Annotated in this window: 21 protein-coding genes; 12 read left to right on the forward strand and 9 right to left on the reverse strand. The window is 38.1% G+C overall.

Features of this window, described 5'->3' with window-relative positions:
• Positions 1–45: 45 nt before the first annotated feature.
• Together IGL86_RS04365 and IGL86_RS04370 are read right to left on the reverse strand one after the other, a co-directional pair.
• Positions 46–873, reverse strand: a complete 828-nt coding sequence (locus tag IGL86_RS04365) for a transporter substrate-binding domain-containing protein (RefSeq protein ID WP_002360586.1) — start codon at positions 871–873, stop codon at positions 46–48.
• A 34-nt stretch (positions 874–907) separates the two neighbouring features.
• The gene (locus tag IGL86_RS04370; RefSeq protein ID WP_002361604.1) at positions 908–1,639 is read right to left on the reverse strand and encodes an amino acid ABC transporter ATP-binding protein; all 732 of its coding nucleotides are present in this window, start codon (positions 1,637–1,639) and stop codon (positions 908–910) included.
• A 264-nt stretch (positions 1,640–1,903) separates the two neighbouring features.
• Here IGL86_RS04370 and racE point away from each other — a divergent pair, with 264 nt between their 5' ends.
• The 6 genes from racE to IGL86_RS04400 all read left to right on the forward strand — a co-directional run bounded on the left by racE (position 1,904) and on the right by IGL86_RS04400 (position 7,308).
• Positions 1,904–2,731 carry a glutamate racemase gene (racE, locus tag IGL86_RS04375; protein WP_025192670.1) on the forward strand — a complete coding sequence of 276 codons (828 nt, stop codon included), beginning with the start codon at positions 1,904–1,906 and terminating at the stop codon, positions 2,729–2,731.
• A complete protein-coding gene (gene rph / locus IGL86_RS04380; protein WP_002358026.1) occupies positions 2,724–4,079 on the forward strand; it encodes a ribonuclease PH in 1,356 nt (451 codons plus the stop codon). The genes racE and rph overlap by 8 nt, the downstream gene beginning before the upstream one ends.
• Positions 4,080–4,091: 12 nt before the next feature.
• The gene (locus tag IGL86_RS04385; protein WP_002381991.1) at positions 4,092–4,604 is read left to right on the forward strand and encodes a metallophosphoesterase; all 513 of its coding nucleotides are present in this window, start codon (positions 4,092–4,094) and stop codon (positions 4,602–4,604) included.
• A gap of 227 nt (positions 4,605–4,831) precedes the next feature.
• Positions 4,832–5,320, forward strand: a complete 489-nt coding sequence (cbpB, locus tag IGL86_RS04390; RefSeq protein ID WP_002358013.1) for a cyclic-di-AMP-binding protein CbpB — start codon at positions 4,832–4,834, stop codon at positions 5,318–5,320.
• An 80-nt stretch (positions 5,321–5,400) separates the two neighbouring features.
• Complete coding sequence (gene dapD, locus IGL86_RS04395) at positions 5,401–6,102, forward strand: 2,3,4,5-tetrahydropyridine-2,6-dicarboxylate N-acetyltransferase (protein ID WP_002358012.1); 702 nt, start codon at positions 5,401–5,403, stop codon at positions 6,100–6,102.
• Between the two features lie 36 nt (positions 6,103–6,138).
• Positions 6,139–7,308, forward strand: a complete 1,170-nt coding sequence (locus IGL86_RS04400; RefSeq protein WP_033625706.1) for an N-acetyldiaminopimelate deacetylase — start codon at positions 6,139–6,141, stop codon at positions 7,306–7,308.
• A gap of 44 nt (positions 7,309–7,352) precedes the next feature.
• On the opposite strand, the gene IGL86_RS04405 is transcribed toward IGL86_RS04400, so the two are convergent.
• Positions 7,353–8,273: a mechanosensitive ion channel family protein gene (locus tag IGL86_RS04405; RefSeq protein ID WP_002382128.1), complete on the reverse strand. Its 921-nt coding sequence runs from the start codon at positions 8,271–8,273 to the stop codon at positions 7,353–7,355.
• A gap of 169 nt (positions 8,274–8,442) precedes the next feature.
• On the opposite strand from IGL86_RS04405, the gene IGL86_RS04410 reads away from it, so the two are divergent.
• Together IGL86_RS04410 and IGL86_RS04415 are read left to right on the forward strand one after the other, a co-directional pair.
• The gene (locus IGL86_RS04410; protein WP_002358008.1) at positions 8,443–8,805 is read left to right on the forward strand and encodes a hypothetical protein; all 363 of its coding nucleotides are present in this window, start codon (positions 8,443–8,445) and stop codon (positions 8,803–8,805) included.
• Positions 8,806–8,833: 28 nt separating this feature from the next.
• The gene (locus IGL86_RS04415) at positions 8,834–9,706 is read left to right on the forward strand and encodes an aldo/keto reductase (RefSeq protein ID WP_002382129.1); all 873 of its coding nucleotides are present in this window, start codon (positions 8,834–8,836) and stop codon (positions 9,704–9,706) included.
• Positions 9,707–9,756: 50 nt separating this feature from the next.
• Here IGL86_RS04415 and IGL86_RS04420 read toward each other — a convergent pair whose 3' ends face one another.
• Positions 9,757–10,479 carry a gamma-glutamyl-gamma-aminobutyrate hydrolase family protein gene (locus tag IGL86_RS04420; RefSeq protein WP_002358005.1) on the reverse strand — a complete coding sequence of 241 codons (723 nt, stop codon included), beginning with the start codon at positions 10,477–10,479 and terminating at the stop codon, positions 9,757–9,759.
• Between the two features lie 142 nt (positions 10,480–10,621).
• Positions 10,622–10,996 (reverse strand): lactoylglutathione lyase, encoded by a 375-nt coding sequence (gene gloA, locus IGL86_RS04425; RefSeq protein WP_002369612.1) that lies wholly within the window; start codon positions 10,994–10,996, stop codon positions 10,622–10,624.
• 148 nt (positions 10,997–11,144) lie between these two features.
• Here gloA and IGL86_RS04430 point away from each other — a divergent pair, with 148 nt between their 5' ends.
• A complete protein-coding gene (locus IGL86_RS04430) occupies positions 11,145–11,591 on the forward strand; it encodes an NUDIX hydrolase (protein ID WP_002384709.1) in 447 nt (148 codons plus the stop codon).
• A 63-nt stretch (positions 11,592–11,654) separates the two neighbouring features.
• On the opposite strand, the gene yidA is transcribed toward IGL86_RS04430, so the two are convergent.
• The 3 genes from yidA to IGL86_RS04445 are packed head-to-tail and all read right to left on the reverse strand — an operon-like array spanning position 11,655 to position 14,668.
• Positions 11,655–12,467 (reverse strand): sugar-phosphatase, encoded by an 813-nt coding sequence (yidA, locus tag IGL86_RS04435; RefSeq protein WP_002377829.1) that lies wholly within the window; start codon positions 12,465–12,467, stop codon positions 11,655–11,657.
• An 18-nt stretch (positions 12,468–12,485) separates the two neighbouring features.
• Positions 12,486–13,856, reverse strand: coding sequence for a dNTPase (locus IGL86_RS04440; RefSeq protein WP_002357999.1), 1,371 nt, complete (start codon positions 13,854–13,856; stop codon positions 12,486–12,488).
• Positions 13,853–14,668, reverse strand: coding sequence for a lipoate--protein ligase family protein (locus tag IGL86_RS04445; RefSeq protein WP_033625712.1), 816 nt, complete (start codon positions 14,666–14,668; stop codon positions 13,853–13,855). The genes IGL86_RS04440 and IGL86_RS04445 overlap by 4 nt, the downstream gene beginning before the upstream one ends.
• A 333-nt stretch (positions 14,669–15,001) precedes the next feature.
• Here IGL86_RS04445 and IGL86_RS04450 point away from each other — a divergent pair, with 333 nt between their 5' ends.
• The 3 genes from IGL86_RS04450 to IGL86_RS04460 all read left to right on the forward strand — a co-directional run bounded on the left by IGL86_RS04450 (position 15,002) and on the right by IGL86_RS04460 (position 18,051).
• A complete protein-coding gene (locus tag IGL86_RS04450; protein ID WP_002382132.1) occupies positions 15,002–15,439 on the forward strand; it encodes a DUF1934 domain-containing protein in 438 nt (145 codons plus the stop codon).
• Between the two features lie 76 nt (positions 15,440–15,515).
• On the forward strand, positions 15,516–16,133 hold the full coding sequence (gene rpoE, locus IGL86_RS04455) for a DNA-directed RNA polymerase subunit delta (RefSeq protein ID WP_002357996.1): 618 nt from the start codon (positions 15,516–15,518) through the stop codon (positions 16,131–16,133).
• A 307-nt stretch (positions 16,134–16,440) separates the two neighbouring features.
• Entirely contained in the window at positions 16,441–18,051 is a 1,611-nt protein-coding gene (locus IGL86_RS04460; protein ID WP_002357995.1) for a CTP synthase, read from the forward strand.
• Positions 18,052–18,134: 83 nt separating this feature from the next.
• Here the strand turns inward: IGL86_RS04460 and IGL86_RS04465 are convergent, their stop codons facing one another.
• The gene (locus tag IGL86_RS04465) at positions 18,135–20,471 is read right to left on the reverse strand and encodes a PBP1A family penicillin-binding protein (protein ID WP_002360569.1); all 2,337 of its coding nucleotides are present in this window, start codon (positions 20,469–20,471) and stop codon (positions 18,135–18,137) included.
• Positions 20,472–20,512: the final 41 nt, after the last annotated feature.

Consider the following 20,512-nt stretch of genomic DNA (forward strand, 5'->3'; position numbering starts at 1 on the left):
AAAAATCCCTCCTAAAATTTTTGATTCTTCAAGTCTTAGGAATGATTAATTTTTTAAGCCCCAGTCTTGATAAATTTTTTCTAGTGTGCCGTCTTTTTCCCATTTTTCAATTAAACCATTTAGATAATCATTTAATTCAGTATTTGCTTTCTTTGTGGTAATTCCATATTCTTGTGGCGAAAAACCATCTTTTAAAATTTCTGTCTTGCCATCCACATAGCCAGATAGGATTGATTTATCCACTGAAAATGCATCAATTCGTTTAGAAGTTAACGCTGTTTTTAATTCTGGATAGGAACCTAATTCTTGATAAGTAAATTTGATTCCTTCCTCTTGCGCTTTTTTCTCTAAGTTTTCTTTTGTCGTAGCAGATTGTGCAACGCCGATTGTTTTTCCGTCTAAATCTTTCATACTTGAGAAGTTATCCTCTTTGCGCACAAGGAAACCAATCTCATCTGTATAATAGGGAGTTGTAAAATTATAAGTCTTTTTACGTTCATCAGTAATTGTAAATGTAGCAATTACCATATCTAGTTCACCATTGTCTAAAAGGGGACCGCGCGTTTTTGCTGTCACGCCCACAAATTCCACATTCTCTTCGCTGCCGGTAATTTCTTTCGCAATCAAGCGTGCAATATCTGGTTCCATTCCTTCATTTTTGTTTGTATCAGGATTCATATAGCCAAAATTAGGAATGTCTTCTTTGACACCTACTTTAATTTTCCCTGCTTTTTTTAATTGTTCTACTGTGACCGTTTTGTTTGATGAAGCACTTTTGGAAGTTGAGTCATTGTTGCCGCTACCACAGCCCACAATGATGCCTGCTAATACAAGTAGGGAGAGTCCAGCCAGCCATTTATTTTGTTTTTTCATTCCTTCATTCCTCCAATTTTTTGTTTTTTATTCATTACCCGTTATGAATAATTTTACTTAGAAATTCTTTTGCACGAGGGTTTTCAGTGCTTGTAAAGAAATGTTCAGGCGTTCCTTGTTCAATAATCTGTCCTTGGTCCATGAAGATTACACGGTCAGCCACTTGACGAGCAAAGCCCATCTCATGTGTGACACAAACCATGGTAATATTTTGTTTGGAAAGATCGACCATTACATCTAAAACTTCTTGAATCATTTCTGGATCAAGTGCCGAAGTCGGTTCATCAAAAAGGATAATCTCAGGATGCATATTTAAGGCACGAGCAATAGCGACCCGTTGTTGCTGCCCGCCAGAAAGCTGCGAAGGATAAGCAGAAGCTTTATCAGCTAAGCCGACCCGTTCTAAATACTCCATGCCAGTACGAACCGCTTCTTCTTTGGAAACGCCCATCACTTTAATCGGTGCTAACGTTAAATTATCAATAATCGTTTTGTGAGCATATAAGTTAAAATTTTGAAAGACCATGGCAACTTTCTGGCGAACCTTTTGAATCGGTGCCTTCGGTTTGGTGATGTCAATGTTATCAATTACGACGGAACCATCATTGACTTTTTCCAATTGGTTCATACACCGAATTAATGTACTTTTGCCAGAGCCGGAGGGTCCGATAATGACAATTTTTTCTCCTTGCTCTACATTCAAAGTAATATCTTTTAAAACGTGATGCTCCCCAAAATACTTATTTACATGTTCTAAAGAAATCATAGGCAGTCTCCTTTGCAATCATTTGGCAGAAAAGATAACAGAGGATTCGGTGAGAAACGTGTTATTTAAATTAAATTAACCAAATGTATTTCTAATTGTATTCTCAATGTTAGGAATTATAACATACAAAAAAATGAATTACTAGTTTTTTAATCGAAAAAGATTTCCTTCAAAAAAAGAAATAAATGAGAGCAAAACAGGAAAAATTGACAATAGTCCTTAAAAAGTAGAAAATAAAGGCAGTGAATAAAAGGCAAAGGTAGGATGAGAATGAGCAATCAAGAAGCCATTGGATTAATTGATTCTGGCGTTGGTGGATTAACTGTTTTAAAGGAAGCGCTAAAGCAATTACCAAATGAACGATTAATTTATTTAGGAGATACAGCCCGTTGCCCATATGGTCCACGACCAGCCGAACAAGTCGTTCAGTTTACTTGGGAAATGGCCGATTTTTTATTGAAAAAACGAATAAAAATGCTAGTAATCGCATGTAATACCGCGACGGCTGTCGCATTAGAAGAAATTAAAGCTGCCTTGCCAATTCCAGTTGTCGGTGTTATTTTACCTGGCGCACGAGCAGCCGTTAAAGTCACAAAAAATAACAAAATTGGTGTCATAGGTACCTTAGGGACAATCAAAAGTGCTTCCTATGAAATCGCCATTAAAAGTAAGGCACCAGCAATTGAGGTGACTAGTTTAGCTTGCCCTAAATTTGTCCCCATTGTTGAAAGTAATCAATATCGTTCTTCCGTAGCAAAAAAAATTGTGGCAGAAACACTTCAAGCATTACAATTAAAAGGACTTGATACGTTGATTTTAGGTTGTACCCATTACCCGTTGTTACGTCCGGTGATTCAAAATGTGATGGGAAGTCATGTGACATTAATTGACTCAGGAGCCGAAACAGTTGGCGAAGTTAGCATGCTTCTCGATTATTTTGACATTGCACATACGCCTGAAGCAACTACACAGCCACATGAATTTTATACAACTGGTTCTGCAAAAATGTTTGAAGAGATTGCAAGCAGTTGGCTTGGTATAGAGAACTTAAAAGCACAACAGATTCACTTAGGAGGAAACGAAAATGATTAGACATGATAGTCGTGCACCAAAAGAATTGCGAAAGATCACTATTGAAACCAATGTTTTTAAACATCCAGAAGGTTCGGTGGTTATTTCGTTTGGCGATACCAAAGTAATTTGCTCAGCCACTGTCGAAGAAAAGGTTCCCCCATTTTTACGAGGCGCGGGAACAGGTTGGGTAGCAGCTGAATATAGCATGCTCCCTCGTGCGACGAACACAAGAAATATTCGGGAAAGTGCGAAAGGAAAATTAACAGGGCGAACAATGGAAATTCAACGTTTGATTGGGCGGTCATTGCGAGCTGTTGTTGACTTAGAAAAGTTAGGGGAACGGAGCATTGTTGTCGATTGTGATGTGATTCAAGCAGATGGTGGAACCCGTACTGCTAGTATTACAGGCGCTTTTGTTGCTCTACGCTTAGCAGTTAATCATTTATTGATGACTGGTGCGCTAGCGGAAGACCCAATTAAAGAGCATTTAGCTGCTGTCAGCGTGGGTATTTTACCCGATGGTTATTGTGTGCTGGACTTAGATTACGCAGAGGACTCGAATGCTGCAGTGGATATGAACATCGTGATGACCGAGTCTGGTGAATTTGTGGAAATTCAAGGAACGGGTGAAGAAGCTACCTTCTCAGGAGATGAGTTAAATGCCATGCTCTTTTATGGAAAAACAGGGATTGAGGAATTAATTGCGTATCAGAAAGAAGCGCTTTATGCTTTAGCCTCTGAAGAAGTCCCTTCGCAAGATTCAGAAGAGAAAGTGATTGTCATTGCAACTAGAAATCCTGGTAAAGCGAAAGAGTTTAGTTCAATTTTTGGTGAAAAAGGATATACGGTTAAGACGTTATTAGATTATCCGAATTTGCCAGATGTAGAAGAAACTGGTCGAACATTTGAAGAAAATGCTCGTCTAAAAGCTGAAACAATTGCAGAAATTTTACAGAAACCAGTATTAGCAGATGATTCAGGATTAATTGTTGATGCGTTAGGGGGAATGCCAGGAATCTATTCTGCTCGTTTTGCTGGTGAACCAACTAACGATGCTTCAAATAATGCGAAACTATTGCATGAGTTAACGGGCGTGCCAAAAGAAAAAAGACAAGCGCGTTTCCATTGTACATTGGTTTTTGCTGAACCAAAGAAAGAAAGTCTGGTGGTCGAAGCTGAATGGCCCGGAGAAGTCGGCACGATTCCTCGTGGTGAAGGAGGCTTTGGGTACGATTCACTTTTCTATGTCCCAGAGCTTGGTAAAACGGCAGCTGAATTGTCTGGAGAAGAGAAAAATAAAGTTAGTCATCGTGGACAAGCAGTGGCAAAATTAAAAGAACAATGGGAAGAATGGCTAAAAAAATAGGAGTTGAAACGTATGAAAATCTTGGTAGTAAGCGATAATCATGGCGACCGTGACTGTTTAGTTGACTTAGTGAATCATTATGAAGGACAAGTCGATGCACTCTTTCACTGTGGTGATTCTGAATTAGAACCGACAGATGAACTTTGGCAGAAATTAATTGTAGTCCAAGGAAATTGTGATTTTTATGATGAATTTCCCAAAACTGTGACTAAAAAAGTGGGAGATCAAGTTATTTATATGACACATGGTCATTTGGCCAATGTTAGAATGGGGCTCACGACACTTGCTTTACAAGCGGAAGAAGCAGGAGCGACAATTGCCTTATTTGGTCACACTCATGTACTCGGCGCAGAGCGACACAATAACATTCTCTTTGTTAATCCGGGAAGTATTCGTTTACCTCGTGGACCAGTTCAAGAGAAAACATATGCCATAATTGAAAGTACACCTGAACAATATCTCGTTCAGTACTATAACAAAGAGCACCAACCGTTGGAACGATTAAAGGCAACGTTTACGAAGTAAAAAAGTCGATTTTTTACCTGATAGTAGAACATAAGCCAGCGAGGGAATGTTCTACTATCAATTTTTTATTTTTTTAAGAAAGCGTTCTCTTTTTTTGGGGAGAATAGAACAAAACGTTAATTTTCGTTTGTTAAGTTATGAAGAATTTGCGAATTCCAAGACTTTTTCCGCAGAATTAGGTACAATAAGTTACGTGTTAAAGAATTAGAAATGGAGGCAACCCAATCATGATAGGGACTGCTGTAAAAGAATTATTATTAGAAAAACAAGAAACGTTTTTAGTACCTGCCGAAAATGTCGCCAATGTAATGTGTTTAAATCCTTTAAGTCACGCGGCATTAGTCTTATCGCAAGTTCGCTATTCCAAGATTCCTGTGTTAGATAAGGGAGATCGCTTTGTTGGCTTAATCGGCTTGACAGACGTTGTAGATAAAATGTTTGATTTGACTTCAGTGGATTTTGAAAAATTGAATGAATTTACTGTGGCCGATGTAATGGAAGTCAATGTTCCTGTAATTGGTGAATCGTGGGATTTAGAAGAAGTGTTACATTTATTAGTAGATGCTTCTTTTTTACCAGTGGTTGATGATAATCAACGCTTTAAGGGCATCATTACACGCAAAGAAATTTTAAAAGCGGTCAACCATATGGCACATGAGTTAGAAAAACATCATCTTGTTCTGCCTAAATCAGAAGAAGAAATGAAAGTAATTTAAATAAAACGCAAGAAACTCTTTACTTTTTTCTCATAAATGCGTTATTCTGTATGATAACACGAAGTAAAGGAGTGCTGTGATTGGACGCATATGAGATTATTCAGTATATTGGCGATGCCAAAAAGCAAACGCCTGTTAAAGTAACACTGAAAGGGCAATTAAAAGAAGTCACTTTTCCGGAAACAATTAAGGTCTTTAATAATTGTAAAACTGGGACATTGTTTGGCGATTGGGCTGACGTAAAACCTTTTTTAGAAGCAAACAAAGAAAAAATTGAGGATTATGTTGTAGAAAACGATGCACGTAACTCAGCAATTCCTTTTCTTGATCTGAAAGACATTAATGCTCGGATTGAACCAGGTGCTTTGATTCGCGAAAAAGTTGAAATTGGCGATCAAGCGGTGATTATGATGGGGGCTATTCTAAATATTGGCGCCGTCGTTGGTGCAGGGACTATGATTGATATGGGCGCTGTTTTAGGCGGTCGTGCAACTGTAGGGAAGCATTGTCATATTGGCGCAGGAACGGTTTTAGCTGGTGTCATTGAACCACCAAGTGCCGCACCTGTGGTTATTGAAAACGAGGTTGTCATTGGAGCGAATGCGGTCGTACTAGAAGGGGTTCGTGTTGGTGAAGGTGCCGTTGTGGCTGCTGGGGCAGTAGTTGTGGAAGACGTTCCAGCGCATACCGTTGTCGCAGGCGTGCCAGCAAAAGTAATTAAACAAATTGATGATAAAACCAAGAGTAAAACAGAGATTTTAGAAGAATTACGTAAACTCTAAAAATAAATTAGTCAGTCGCGATGAAGAAACTTCTTCATGGCGGCTTTCGATTACCCCAAAAATGAAGGAGTGGCTTTTGTGGAGCAAGAAGAATTAATTGCGATTAGACGGCAACTACATCAAATACCTGAAATCGGTTTAGAAGAAAAGGAAACACAAGCCTTTTTACTTAATGAAATTGATAAAATGAAGCAACCTTATCTGCAAGTTCGAACATGGCAAACGGGGATTTTAGTCTTCATAGAAGGCAAAAATCCTCAGAAAACCATCGGCTGGCGTGCTGATATTGATGGTTTGCCTATTCAAGAGGAAGTGGTTTCTGCTTTTCAATCAAAACGACCAGGGTTTATGCATGCCTGTGGGCACGATTTTCACATGACAATCGGTTTAGGGGTTTTGAAAGAATTAAGTCAACAGCAACCAGACAATAACTTTTTATTTTTATTTCAACCTGCTGAAGAAAATGAAGCAGGGGGGATGCTGATGTATGAAGATCATGCGTTTGGTGAGTGGTTACCTGATGAATTTTATGCGCTTCATGTTAATCCTGATTTGCCAGTCGGAACTATTAGTACCAGAGTAGGGACATTGTTTGCTGCCACTTGTGAAGTGAACATTACCTTAAAAGGGAAAGGTGGACATGCGGCTTTTCCACATCAAGCAAATGATATGGTCTTAGCGGCCACAAATTTAATTCAGCAAGCGCAAACGATCGTTAGTCGAAATGTTGATCCTGTGATTGGGGCAGTCGTTACTTTTGGGACTTTTCATGCAGGGACTGCCTGCAATGTGATTGCCGAAGAAGCAACTTTATCTGGTACAATTCGCACATTGACAGCAGAAACGAATGAACAAACGCAGCGAAGAATTCGCGAAATTAGTGAAGGTATTGCGCAATCTTTTCAATGTGAAGTAACTGTTCATCTTGATCAAAAAGGGTATTTACCTGTAGTGAATGAGCCAGCATGTACCACGAATTTGATTGAATACATGAGCAAACAAGCAACAGTTCAATTTCAACAAGCATCGGTTGCAATGACAGGTGAAGATTTTGGCTATCTATTGTCTAAAGTCCCAGGCACGATGTTTTGGTTAGGCGTGGCAAGTCCCTATAGCCTTCACTCTGCCAAGTTTGAACCGAACGAAGAGGCGTTATTGTTTGGAGTAGAGGCAGTTAGTGGCTTTTTAAAATCATTGGACAATTAGAAAAACAGCCACCAGATAACTAATAAGTATCTGGTGGCTGTTTTTTATTTTGCAATAATGGGCGTATTGGGAATCGTAAAGCCGGCCTCTGTTAATGCTTTGATATATTGAGCTAGAAATTCTTCTTTGACCGCAAATTGTTTGCCGTTTAGTACATACATGGTCGTTCGCACCGCAAAGTTGCCATTGCCTAAATCAACCATACCAAAAATATCTGGCCCAGTTTGAATACTTTCGATATACTTTTCTTTTAACGTTTCATTGACTTCTGTAATCACTTCACAAATTTTTTCATAACCTTCTTCAGGATTGATGCGGACATCAATTAACACTTGCATATTGGCACGAGACAGGTTACTGATTGTGGTGATGTTTCGGTTTGGAATAAAATGAACAGTTCCATCAACCGCTTTAATTTGAGTGGTTCGTAATCCGACAGAAGTAACTGTTCCTTCAATATTTAACGCCAATAAGCGAATATAATCGCCTACATCCATTTGTTGTTCTAAAATAATGAAAAATCCGGTAATTAAGTCATTCATGAATCCTTGAGCCCCTAAACCAATGGCAACACCGGCAATTCCCGCTCCGGCTAATAATGAGCCAACAGGCACACCGACAATGGTCAAAAGAGAATAGATGAAGAAAAAGAACAGCGTATATTGAAATGCATTAATAATTAAAGTGTGTAACGTTTTTAAACGGCTTTCACTAAAATGTTGCTTTTTACTATAATTTGCATAGGTGCGATCAATTAAATATTTCCCGATTCGCTGAATAATAAAAAATAGAAAAATTAAAAATAAAATTGATAAACTTTTTTCAATTAAGGTAGCGACAATGGCATCCCAATTAATATTGTTCCAAAAGCGTTGTAGCGCGCTCACTTTTTTTACGGTCGCTTCTGCTAAATCAGGAGCAGAAGAATCGACTGTTTCAGTACTGGCTAAACCAAGTATCAACATAAAAATCCAACTTTCTCTAAAATTTCTTCTTTTAGTATACTAAATCTCTCGGCGAAAGGGGAAGAAAATAGAAAGTTTTTTTTAAGACTTAACATGTTTTTTTAGGAATGTTATAATTTTGTAAATAAATAATATATTTTATAATTTTGTTAAAGGTTGTGAGTGCTGCGTGAAAGTTTCAATTGAATGGGCAAAAAATGATTTACTTTCTAAATTACCTGTAACAATTTTTATTGATGAACGATGTGCCACTCGCTTGACGGCTGACAAGCGACGAACATTCATCTTCCATAATCCAGTCGCTTTACGATTAGGAAGTCGTTTTTTTAGTAGTCAGATAATCGAAATTGCGGAATCATGTACATTGAAAGTTTCCTTTAATTGGTCCTGTGTTTATCTCTTTTGTATCTGGTTACTTGCAGTTAAACTGTGGATTGGAAGCGTTAGCGGTCGAACAATTGTAGTTGTGGCATTAATCGGAGTGCTGACTTATTGGCGTCGTTATTTATTAAAAATAAAGAAAATGACCTGACAAGTCGTGATTGTTTCGTGAAAGAAGAATGCGTAGTATACTAAAAGTAATGAAAATGAAGGGACTGAAGAAACACATGACTTTGGATAAAACAAAAAAATTAGCAAACGGCAATGAAATGCCACGCCTAGGTTTAGGCGTTTGGCGTGTAGAAGATGGCTCAGAAGCAACAAATTCAGTAAAATGGGCTTTAGAAGCGGGTTATCGCTTGATTGATACGGCAGCCGTTTATAAAAACGAAGCAGGGGTGGGCGAAGGCATTCGTCAATCGGGTATTCCCCGCGAAGAAATTTTCGTGACGACGAAATTATGGAATGAAGATCAAGGCTATGAAAATGCGATTAAAGCATTTGATAAAAGCTTAGAAAAATTAGGGTTAGACTATGTTGATTTATATTTAATTCACTGGCCTGTTGCTGGTAAATATAAAGAATCATGGAAAGCATTAGAAGAAATTTACGCAAGTGGTCGTGCCAAAGCAATTGGCGTTTCCAATTTTCATCAACATCATTTGGAAGATTTATTAACAGAAGCAAATGTTGTGCCAATGGTGGATCAAATTGAATTACATCCTACGTTAACACAAGAACCGCTACGAAAATATTTAGCCGAAAATAAGATTGCCGTGGAGGCTTGGTCTCCTCTAGGACAAGGTAATTTATTATCTGAACCAGTACTAGTGAAAATTGGTGAAAAATATGGTAAATCAGCGGCCCAAGTGATTATTCGTTGGCACTTACAAAATGATATTATCGTGATTCCCAAATCTGTTCACGAAAAAAGAATTCAGGAAAATTTTGCTGTCTTTGATTTTGAATTAACGCCAGAAGAAATAACCGCAATTAATCAGTTAAATAAGGATCATCGTTTTGGTGCAGATCCAGATAATTTTGATTTTTAAGTATGATAGCAAGTAAAAACGGAGGGGCGAAAGACGTCCCTCCGTTTTTACTATAATTTTTGAACAAAGTAGTTAAAGAGTGCTTGGGATTTGGCATCACGTGCGTACATTAGTTCAGGATGCCATTGAACAGCTAATAAAGGCTGCTGTTCATTTGTTGATTCCACTGCTTCTGCAAGGCCATCAGAGGACCAAGCAGTAACGCGTAAATCTTTTCCTAAAGTATGTAGTGCTTGGTGATGGTACGAGTTGACTTGACCAGTTGTACCATATATGTTTGATAATTGACTGTCTGGTTCAACATCAATACGATGCGTCGCAAAGATTGGTTGAGTGGGTTGTTGTCCGTGCTTAACTGACCATTGAGGATACATCGATAAATCTTGATATAATGTGCCACCTAAAGCAACATTGACTAATTGCATTCCACGACAAACCGCAAAAATAGGTTTGTTTTGTTTTAAGGCTTCTTCAATTAGGGCTAACTCAAACTCGTCACGATCACGATTCGTTTCTTCTAATTTTATATGGGGTTCTTGTCCGTAAAATTCAGGGGCAACATCTTGACCGCCTGCTAAAAGTAGTTTATCAATTTGTTGTATATACGTAGCGGCTAATTCTTTGGGGCCAATTGGCAAAACGAGAGGAACGCCACCTGCGGCTTGAACAGCGCTAACAAAACCTTGTGGGGTGTAAGTCACTTGGTTACCGTGAAACACTTCAGCTGCCTGCAAAAGTTGATTGCCAGCGATTCCAATAATTTTTTTTGTCATAATAACATCACATCCTCAATAAATTCATACGTTCTATTGTAGCACTTTTTTTGAAAAAAGTGTTTGAGAAGAAGTCGAGACAAGTTTTGTCTCGGACAGCTCTCAAACACAAAAAGCTCAGTAAGTGAACAAGTGAAACTTTTTAACGTTCACGAATAACTTCGATTTTATAACCATCTGGGTCGACAACAAAGTAATAAGATGGTGCAGTTCCAGGTAAGCCTTTTAAGTCAGTGACAGTAAAGCCAGCCGCTTGATGTTTTTCGTGTAATCCTTCTAAATCATCTGTACTGATGGCGATATGACCATAACCGTTTCCTAAATCGTATGCTTCATGATCATAATTATAAGTTAGTTCTAGTTCGTAGTCGTCTCCTGGTAAAGTTAAATAAACCAAAGTAAATTTATTTTCTGGAAAATCACGACGGCGACTTTCTTCAAAATTGAAGGCTTTTTGATAGAAATCTAATGATGCCTCTAAATCTTTTACACGCACACATGTATGAGCCATTTTCATAGTTAAAAACTCCCTTTCAAACTTAATTATATTTCCAACGTTAATAGTAGCATAGATAAACGTGAAATGTAGAGAAAAACGCTTGGTTTCTGACTTGTTCTAAAGGAATTTCTCAGGTAAAATAGATGAAAAGAGAAGAGGTGCGCCAATGAAAACGCCAACGTTTGGAAAAAGAGAAGAGACATTGACCTATCAAACAAGATATGCTGCATACATTATTGTTTCAAAGCCAGAAAATAACACAATGGTTCTGGTACAAGCGCCAAATGGAGCTTATTTTTTACCAGGAGGCGAAATTGAAGGCACCGAAACGAAAGAAGAAGCGATCCATCGAGAAGTGCTAGAAGAATTGGGAATTAGTGTAGAAATTGGCTGTTATTTAGGGGAAGCTGATGAATATTTTTATTCGAACCATCGCCAAACTGCCTATTATAATCCTGGCTATTTTTATGTAGCGAATACTTGGCGGCAACTTAGCGAACCCTTAGAAAGGACCAATACTTTACACTGGGTTGCACCAGAAGAAGCAGTCCGTTTATTAAAAAGAGGAAGCCACCGCTGGGCCGTTGAAAAATGGCTAGCGGCATCATCATAAAATAACGAATAACCCTCAATCTATGTTGATTAGATTGAGGGTTATTGTTATTGAAAAGAATGTTTAAATTAAAACCATTTTTTCAATAATTTGAGCGACACCATCTTCGTCATTACTAGTGGTATGCACATCGGCAATTGTTTTAACATTTTCTGTCGCATTGCCCATCGCAACACCAATCCCAGCGTAATCAATCATGGATAAGTCATTTTCATTGTCACCAATGGCCATCACTTCGTCTTTATTTAAGCCTAAATGGTCTGCCAATTTTGCTAGAGCATTGCCTTTGCTAGCATTTTTATTCATGATTTCATAGTAAAAAGGCGTACTTTTAACAGTCGTATATTTTTCGGTAAAATGTAATGGTAATTTTGCAATGGCAGGATCTAAAACTTCCGGCTCATCAATCATCATCATTTTAATAATGTTCATCTCTGGTGTCATTTCATCCACCGTACGATATTTCAAAGGCATGTTCACTAAAGATGCTTCGTGAATCGTATATTTACCAATATTGCGATTGGCAGTGTAAATAGCGGAATCATCAATTGTGTGCAAGTGAGCGCCGACTTTACGAGAATACATTTCAATTTCTAAAAAATCCTCATAACTCAAGGTATAGCGTGAAATAATCGTATTATCTTTGGTTGCTTGGACAAGCGAACCGTTGTAGGTAATCACGAAATCATTTTCACCATATAAGGCTAATTCATCCAATTGTTCTTTCACGCCTGGCAAAGGGCGGCCTGTACATAAAACAATACGAACGCCTTGCTCATTTGCTTTTTGGAGCGCTTCTTTGACCCGTGGGGTAATCTTGTGTTGTGAATTTAGCAATGTTCCGTCGATATCAATAGCAACTAACTTAATTGACATAGAATCCTCCTAGAAAACCTATTTTTTTAAAACTAACGCACCATTATGAATGTAACTTGAAAACTCACGATACGTCTCATCAAATAAATCGTAATGTTTTTTATTTCCTTGGTCAAGCATTTCTTTAGGGAAATAGAAACGTTCATCTCCTTGACTCTGACCAGCAAGTGCTGCAACTAGGGGACTGACCGTTGCCAATTCCACTAATGAACCATCTTTTTGCATCAATTCAATTTGTGTACGATGACGGTCTTTATTTGGACGATAAAAATCGTAAGGTAAATCATAGCTTGAATTAATGGCAGTATAATATTTAGGGTTGAAACCAACTTTTTCAATCAATTCCCTTAAATAAGCAATCGTTGCTGCGCTCTCTTTTTCGTTCGTAAAGGTGGCTGACTTCAGAGGCTTACGCATAAGGAAACGTTTGGCTAAATCACCTAGAATTGAATCAGGCACATCCATCCATTGTGTAAAGTACGTAGAGAGGACGCCATCATCCAATTTTAAATATTCTTGTAAGGTGAAGTCCCCTTTAAAGAATGGTACAAGCAGAGAGGCTTGTAAATCATAGTCAAATTCAGGGTTTTCAAATAATTCTTTCGCCCGATGCAATAAATGATCAAGAATCACTTCCATCCCACGAGAAACAGGATGGAAATAGACTTGGACATACATTTGGTAACGACTAACGATATAGTCTTCCACCGCATGCATCCCATTCATAGCAAAGGCAATGCCTCCTTTGTAGGGTCGAATCACACGTAAAATTCTAGTTAAATCGAAAGTTCCGTATTCCGTCCCTGTAAAGTATGCATCACGTAACAGATAGTCCATGCGATCGGCATCAATTTGACTAGAAATCATTTGCACCACTTGAGGATTTGGGTATTGTTTAGTAATAACGCTGGCGACTTTTTCAGGAAAATCTGCCGAAACACGGTTTAAAATTTGATAGACTTCCGTTTCTGGTGAGGTGATGATTTGGACCGTGATTGCTTCATGGTTTGTATCAAAAATATGCTCGAATGTATGTGAATAAGGACCATGACCGACATCATGTAATAAAGCTGCGCAAAGTGTAATCAGGCGCTCGTCGTCATTCCAGCCGTTTTCACCTAATCGTTCCACAGAGTAGTTACGTTGGAAAATCTCACAAATCCGACGTGTAATTTCGTAAACACCCAAAGAATGGGAAAAACGACTATGTTCGGCACCGTGAAACGTAAAAGAAGAAGTACCTAGTTGCTTAATGCGACGTAATCGTTGCACTTCAGCAGAATTAATAAGGTCTAAAATCACTTGATGTTGGACATGAATATAATTATGGACGGGATCACGAAAAACTTTTTCGATTGGTAATCGTTGCTCTTTATACGGAATCGTCATACGATCTCTCCTTTAATTAAGGCGTTTCGTTGCGCCATTTTTTCCAGCTGGACAGTTAAATTTGTTTGGAACCATTCTGAGGTTATAATTGGTTCGGTTAAGTTTGGATCAATAGATTTTTCAAATTGTTGAGGTAATGCTTCGATTAAACGGGTTTTTACGGCGTCTATTGTTAATGGAGTCTCAATCAGGGTTTCTAAATTTGCCATCACTGCTGGATCAACGGGTGGATAGCCATTTTCACCAAATTGTTCTTGTAAGCCAGCAAGGTAAAAGTCTCGAACCACTTCTCCACGAGCAAGTTGATTGCCGTTAACGCTGATGTAAATCATGACAGCAATACCGTCTTTGACGCGTCGTTGGGCAATCCCAGCAAACTTTTGACCGTCAATACTTAAATCATAAGTACCGGGACAATAGGATGTAGTAATTTCAAAGGCGTCAATCTCTTTCTCCGGAAAACTCTGACGGAGCCAAGCCCACATTAATTCATAAGCCGCATCGATACTTAATTTGTGTTCAGAATTATTTGGTAAAATAAGTGAAACATTTAAAATACCCGAATCGGCAATCACCCCTAAACCGCCGGCATTGCGAACGACTACAGAATAATCGTTTTCTTGCAGAGAAGCGATTCCTTCTTTTAGATGAGGTACACGGGTATCTTTCATGCCAAGAATCATAGCTTGATCCAATTGCCAGAAATGAATGATTGGTTGGTGCTGCATTCCTGAAAAAGTAGTTAAAACATCGGTCAAGGCAAAAGGTAAAAAATAGTCACTGTTTGTTAAACAACCTGAATCAAGGAGCATAAATGATTCGGTGTGAAGGGGAAAAGTTGTGCTCATAAAAAACGTCCTGTCTATTTATAATTACGTCATTTAATACGTTTATTTTCTTACTCTCTCTCTTATATTATATACAAAAAACGCAAAAAAGCATGTTATATAAACGAATTCTGAAGGAATTCTCTAAAATAGTAAACGGTTTTCTTATTAAATAGATGAAACAAATGCTTGCAACCCGTGAAAAGAGCTTATACAATAAGAAAAGGTACATAAGCAAGGAAAAATTGACTTTAGTTGACAAATACATTGAAAAAGTCAACAATAAGAAAGTTATATTTTGGAAAAGGAGTGACCATTATGGATTTATCAACAGGCGTTCCTGTATCGATTCAACTAAAAACGATTGTCCAACAAGGCAACGAACAAAAAGATTTTTTCTTTGACTTAGAAGGTCAATTAGTAAAAATGGGTGATACATTATACATTCGTTACAAAGAAGAATTATTAGAGGATACAGAACCAACCCCCGTAACCATTAAAATTGAACCAGACGGGCATGTTCAGCTGATTCGTGCCGGTGAATTACGGATGCGTTTAAGATTTGGCTATCAGGAAAAATTAGATACAAGTTATCGAACCCCTTATGGCTTGCTACAGATTAGTACGTTTACACATAATTTGCGTGTTAGTTTAAAAGATCAACCAATGTCTGGTAAGATTTTAGTTGATTATGATTTATACTCTCAAACAGAGCGAATCGGAGAATATCATTTAGAATTAGAATTTACTGCATAAATATTGCAGAATAGAATTGATTTTTTTTCAATGTTTTTGTATGATAAGGAGTAGACTGTGAAAGGACGTGTACCTCTTGGAAATTAATGTATTTGAAGGGTTGAACAAAAAAGAATTATCCATGATTGAAGTAGCACACGCTATTTTAGAACAACATGCAGATGTAATGGATTTTTCTGATTTAGTTAACCAAATCCAAAATTATCTTGGCAAGTCTGATAGTGAAATTCGTGACCAATTAGCACAATTTTATACAGATTTAAACATCGACGGTAGCTTTATCTCATTGGGAGACAATCGTTGGGGCTTACGTTCATGGTATCCAATCGATTCAATCGATGAAGAAGTTACACATGGCTTGGAAGAAGACGAAGAAGATGCACCACGTCGTAGAAAACGTAAAAAAGTAAATGCCTTCATCACTAATCCAAACGATGAAGATGTAATTGACTATAACGATGACGATCCAGAAGATGCTGAATTAACAAATGATGATGAAGAAGACATCTTGTACGATGATGAAGAAGATGAAGATGAAGAAATCAAAGCATACAACTCTGACTTACAAGAGATTGGTGCAGATTCAGACGATGATGAAGAAGACATTCCGCAAATCGAAGAAGATTTAACAATCATTGATGACGATGATGTTGAAGATGAAGACGATTTTGATGACGAATATTCTGAAGAGTAAGAAACCAAAAAGCTTGATTCCTAAGAAGGAGTCAAGCTTTTTAGTTGAATGCCCGAGAAAAATGAGAAAATAGAAAAAATTATTTTCTTGAATAGAAGTACTTGACCTGATGTCCGTTTGCTTGTATTATACTACTTGGGCACCTTTAAGAAGGTCAGAAGTTTGAACGAACTTACAAGCTCCCTATTCGTAATGGATAGGGAGCTTTTCTATTTTTGTTTCTTTTTTATTTGGAGAAACGTAAGAGTCTCAAAGTTGTTTTACTTCTCTCTACAAAATATTATCAAAGAAAGGGTTTTTAACTATTATGACAAAATACATCTTTGTTACAGGTGGCGTGGTTTCTTCTATCGGAAAAGGGATTGTCGCAGCATCTTTAGGACGATTATTAAAAAATCGTGGATTAAAAGTAACGATTCAAAAATTCGATCCATATATTAATGTGGATCCGGGGACAATGAGTCCTTACCAACATGGAGAGGTTTTTGTCACAGATGATGGTGCCGAAACAGATTTGGACTTAGGTCACTATGAACGTTTTATTGATATTAACTTAAATAAATACTCAAACGTAACCACTGGGAAAATTTATTCAGAAGTCTTACGTAAAGAACGTAAAGGGGAATACTTAGGTGCAACAGTGCAAGTTATTCCACACATTACCAATGAAATCAAAGAAAAAATTATGCGTGCAGCGAAAATGACGGATGCCGATGTGATTATCACAGAAGTAGGTGGTACTGTCGGCGACATCGAATCATTACCTTTCCTAGAAGCATTGCGTCAAATGAAAGCTGATATGGGTAGTGACAATGTAATGTACATCCATACAACCTTGATTCCTTACTTAAAAGCGGCTGGCGAAATGAAAACTAAACCAACACAACATAGTGTCAAAGAATTAAGAAGTTTAGGGATTCAACCAAATATTTTAGTGGTCCGTACGGAATTACCTGTTTCTCAAAACACTAAAAACAAATTAGCACAATTCTGTGATGTTAATCCGGAAGCGGTAATTGAATCTCGTGATGTTGAAACGTTATACTCCATTCCATTAGCACTTCAAGCACAAAACATGGATCAAATTGTTTGTGATCATTTAAAATTGGATGCACCGGCTGCAGACATGACTGAGTGGCGTGCATTAGAAGAAAAAGTTCTTAACTTGAAAAAGAAAACAAAAATTGCGCTGGTTGGTAAATATGTTGAATTACCAGATGCCTATATTTCTGTTGTAGAAGCATTAAAACATGCTGGGTTTGATTTTGATTCAGATATCGAAATTGATTGGGTTGATTCACAAGAATTAACTGCTGAAAATGTCGCTGAAAGAATTGGTTCAGCAGATGGTATTTTGGTTCCTGGTGGTTTTGGTGATCGTGGAATTGAAGGAAAAATTGAAGCGATTCGTTTTGCTCGCGAAAATGACGTACCATTCCTTGGCATTTGCTTAGGTATGCAAATGGCCTGTGTAGAATTTGGTCGTAACGTTGTGGGCTTAGAAGATGCTGGTTCTGCAGAAACTAATCCTGACGTGACAAATAACATTATTGATTTAATGGCAGATCAAGAAAACATCGAGAATTTAGGTGGCACACTACGTTTAGGTTTATATCCATGTAAATTGAAAAAAGGAACGAAAACTGCGGCAGCATACGGAAATGAAGATGTTGTCCAAGAACGTCACCGTCATCGTTATGAATTTAACAACAAATACCGTCAATTATTTGAAGAAAATGGCTTAGTTTTCTCTGGAGTTTCACCAGATAATCGTTTAGTTGAGATTGTTGAAATTCCTGAAAAACAATTCTTTGTGGCTTGTCAATTCCACCCAGAATTAATTTCTCGTCCAAATCGCCCACAACGCTTAATCAAAGGATTTGTTGGTGCAGCTTTGGCAAATAAAGAAAGTAAATAAGCAAAAATGGACGAAGTGATTCAGTTCACTTCGTCCATTTTTAATCTAAAAAAGTACGGGGCTCATCATGAGCCCCGTACTTTTTATGCTGCTTTATTTTCATCTGGTTTAGAACTACTTTCAGGTGGTTGCGGTGGTTCTTGTGAACTAGAACTTGAAGGTTCAGGTGGTTGTTCTGATGTTGCCGGTTGCTCTGCTGAGGAAGAGCTCGCCGGTTGTTCGGTTGATGGTGGCGCTTCAGAGGAAGAAGGCGCACTTTCTGAACTAGAACTTGATGAACTTTCCGCTTCTTTTGTAGAAGAGGATTCCACCGTACTGCTAGATTCTGGCTGTGGTGCTGAAGAGGTAGTACTTGGTAAAACTTGTACATTTGGTACCTCATAGGCATCTTTCACGTATAATTCATTACCTACCCGCACAACACTGTCTGGCTGCACCCAGTCATCGTTTGAAACATTTTGAGACAAGTAACTCATTATTTCACGATAAACATCCGAGGCAATTCCATAGTATTCTTGATAGATTGGTGTATTTCGATCATTGTATCCAGTCCAAACGGAAACGGCATAGTGTGTTGTATAACCAACAAAGGTACTATCCGGGGCAATTCCTTTTTCTGTTGTCCCCATTCGTGCTAAATCTTCATCAGTATAGTTAGAAGTCCCTGTTTTGGCCGCTTGGATTAAGCCTGGAATGGCGCCGTTAAATCCTGTTCCGCCATTTAAAACATCTTTTAACATATCCGTCATCATATAGGCGGTAGAGTCTTTCATCGCACGTTTACCATCAGGCTGATAATCAACGCTAGTTCCATCATTGAAAACGACTTTGTTTACGTAATACGGTTTGTTGTATATCCCGTTATTGGCGAAAGCCGCATAAGCTGCTGCTAACTTCAATGAGGAAATTCCATATTTATCGCCATCTACATCGCTTGTGTTACTTGAAATGGCATTCGAGGCTTCTAAGTTTTTATAGTCAATTCCTAGCCCTTTAATGAAAGGCATGATGTTTTCTTTACCAACTTCATCAAACGTCTGGACCGCGGTCGTGTTACGAGAACCCATAATCGCACGGCGCATAGTAATGACGCCTTGGTATGTTAAATCAGAGTTGAAGACATCAATGTCGGTACCAGGATATTTCGTTGGTTTATCCACCATGAGGCGACCTGTCGAATAATTTAAATTCTCAATTGCGGGACCATAATCCATGATTGGTTTCACAGTTGAACCAACATCACGTTGGGTGTTAACAGCTAAATTGTTTCCTAATTGCACATCATCAGGAATGTGACGACCCCCAATTTGTGCTCGGACCTGTCCAGAGGCAACATCAATAACGGTTGAAGCCACTTGCATTTTATCATCTGGAAACGCAACGTATTGATCACTGTTGACAATATCGTAAAGTTGTTTTTGGGCATTCATATCTAAGTTTGTGTAGATATCTAGTCCGTCTGTGTAAACATTTTTACCAGTTTTTGCTTTCACTTCATTGATTACTTCTTTGACGTAATTATCTACGACTTTTCGATTGTCATCACTGGCTTTTAATGGCACTAAGCCTTCATCGATTGGGGTCGCTTTAGCTTTTTCGTACTCTGCTTTCGAGATTTTTTTATTGTCGTACATTGTGTAAAGTACAACATCCCGACGTTCTTTAGCAGTATCTGGTTTTGTATAGGGATCGTATGAGTTTGGCGCTTGCGGCATTCCTGCCAGTAGGGCCGTTTGTGGTAAATCAAGTTCAGATAAATGTTTACCATAATAATTTTCAGCCGCTGTTTCCATTCCATAAAAACCATTCGCCATGTAGACTTTGTTAATGTAGTAAGTTAAAATTTCTTCTTTTGATTTTTCACGTTCTAAACGAACAGCCATCCATGCTTCTTGTGCTTTCCGTTTCAAGGTTTGGTCAGATTCTTTTGTAGAGAAGTAGGACAATTTAATTAATTGTTGGGTTAAGGTACTTCCGCCTTGTAATCCACCATTTTTGACATTTGAAAGGGCAGAACCGATAATCCGAATCGGATCCACACCAATGTGTTTATAGAAACGACGGTCTTCGACAGAAACAATGGCATCTTTTAATAATTGAGGCACATCATTTGGTTGAATTAATTCACGCTTTTCTGCGCCTAAATCCTCAAAAATTTCATTATTAATATCGTAAAGCTTCGATGAAACTGTCGCATTCAGTTTGTCATCTTCTAATTTTGGGGCTTGTCGTGCATAGAACCAAAAAAGACCAACGCCTGCTAAAAAAGCGACCATCCCAGCGATAAGTAAGCCAAGAAAGATTTTTAAAACAAGCCGTTTTTTCTTTTTCGGCGGTTGTGTCTTTTTCTTGTAACTCGACTTCGATGAGGTGTTGGATGCATGTCTAGCAGCTCGCGAGCCTGAATTTGCGGTTGGCATAAATAGCAACTCCTTTGTTATACTTTCAAAACTTTATGAAT

It is taken from the genome of Enterococcus sp. DIV0774 (assembly GCF_050539095.1).
Classification (GTDB): Bacteria; Bacillota; Bacilli; order Lactobacillales; family Enterococcaceae; genus Enterococcus; species Enterococcus faecalis.

Bases quoted from the DNA above. Each gene is read 5' to 3' on its own strand.
- IGL86_RS04440 (WP_002357999.1), bottom strand. From the start codon at position 13,856: ATGACGATTCCGTATAAAGAGCAACGATTACCAATCGAAAAAGTTTTT.
- IGL86_RS04365 (WP_002360586.1), bottom strand. From the start codon at position 873: ATGAAAAAACAAAATAAATGGCTGGCTGGACTCTCCCTACTTGTATTA.
- rph (WP_002358026.1), top strand. From the start codon at position 2,724: ATGATTAGACATGATAGTCGTGCACCAAAAGAATTGCGAAAGATCACT.
- IGL86_RS04420 (WP_002358005.1), bottom strand. From the start codon at position 10,479: ATGACAAAAAAAATTATTGGAATCGCTGGCAATCAACTTTTGCAGGCA.
- racE (WP_025192670.1), top strand. From the start codon at position 1,904: ATGAGAATGAGCAATCAAGAAGCCATTGGATTAATTGATTCTGGCGTT.
- IGL86_RS04445 (WP_033625712.1), bottom strand. From the start codon at position 14,668: ATGCTCCTTGATTCAGGTTGTTTAACAAACAGTGACTATTTTTTACCT.
- IGL86_RS04400 (WP_033625706.1), top strand. From the start codon at position 6,139: ATGGCGGCTTTCGATTACCCCAAAAATGAAGGAGTGGCTTTTGTGGAG.
- yidA (WP_002377829.1), bottom strand. From the start codon at position 12,467: ATGTCAATTAAGTTAGTTGCTATTGATATCGACGGAACATTGCTAAAT.
- IGL86_RS04430 (WP_002384709.1), top strand. From the start codon at position 11,145: ATGAAAACGCCAACGTTTGGAAAAAGAGAAGAGACATTGACCTATCAA.
- IGL86_RS04460 (WP_002357995.1), top strand. From the start codon at position 16,441: ATGACAAAATACATCTTTGTTACAGGTGGCGTGGTTTCTTCTATCGGA.
- IGL86_RS04415 (WP_002382129.1), top strand. From the start codon at position 8,834: ATGCGTAGTATACTAAAAGTAATGAAAATGAAGGGACTGAAGAAACAC.
- IGL86_RS04405 (WP_002382128.1), bottom strand. From the start codon at position 8,273: ATGTTGATACTTGGTTTAGCCAGTACTGAAACAGTCGATTCTTCTGCT.
- gloA (WP_002369612.1), bottom strand. From the start codon at position 10,996: ATGAAAATGGCTCATACATGTGTGCGTGTAAAAGATTTAGAGGCATCA.
- IGL86_RS04465 (WP_002360569.1), bottom strand. From the start codon at position 20,471: ATGCCAACCGCAAATTCAGGCTCGCGAGCTGCTAGACATGCATCCAAC.
- IGL86_RS04370 (WP_002361604.1), bottom strand. From the start codon at position 1,639: ATGATTTCTTTAGAACATGTAAATAAGTATTTTGGGGAGCATCACGTT.
- cbpB (WP_002358013.1), top strand. From the start codon at position 4,832: ATGATAGGGACTGCTGTAAAAGAATTATTATTAGAAAAACAAGAAACG.
- IGL86_RS04385 (WP_002381991.1), top strand. From the start codon at position 4,092: ATGAAAATCTTGGTAGTAAGCGATAATCATGGCGACCGTGACTGTTTA.
- IGL86_RS04450 (WP_002382132.1), top strand. From the start codon at position 15,002: ATGGATTTATCAACAGGCGTTCCTGTATCGATTCAACTAAAAACGATT.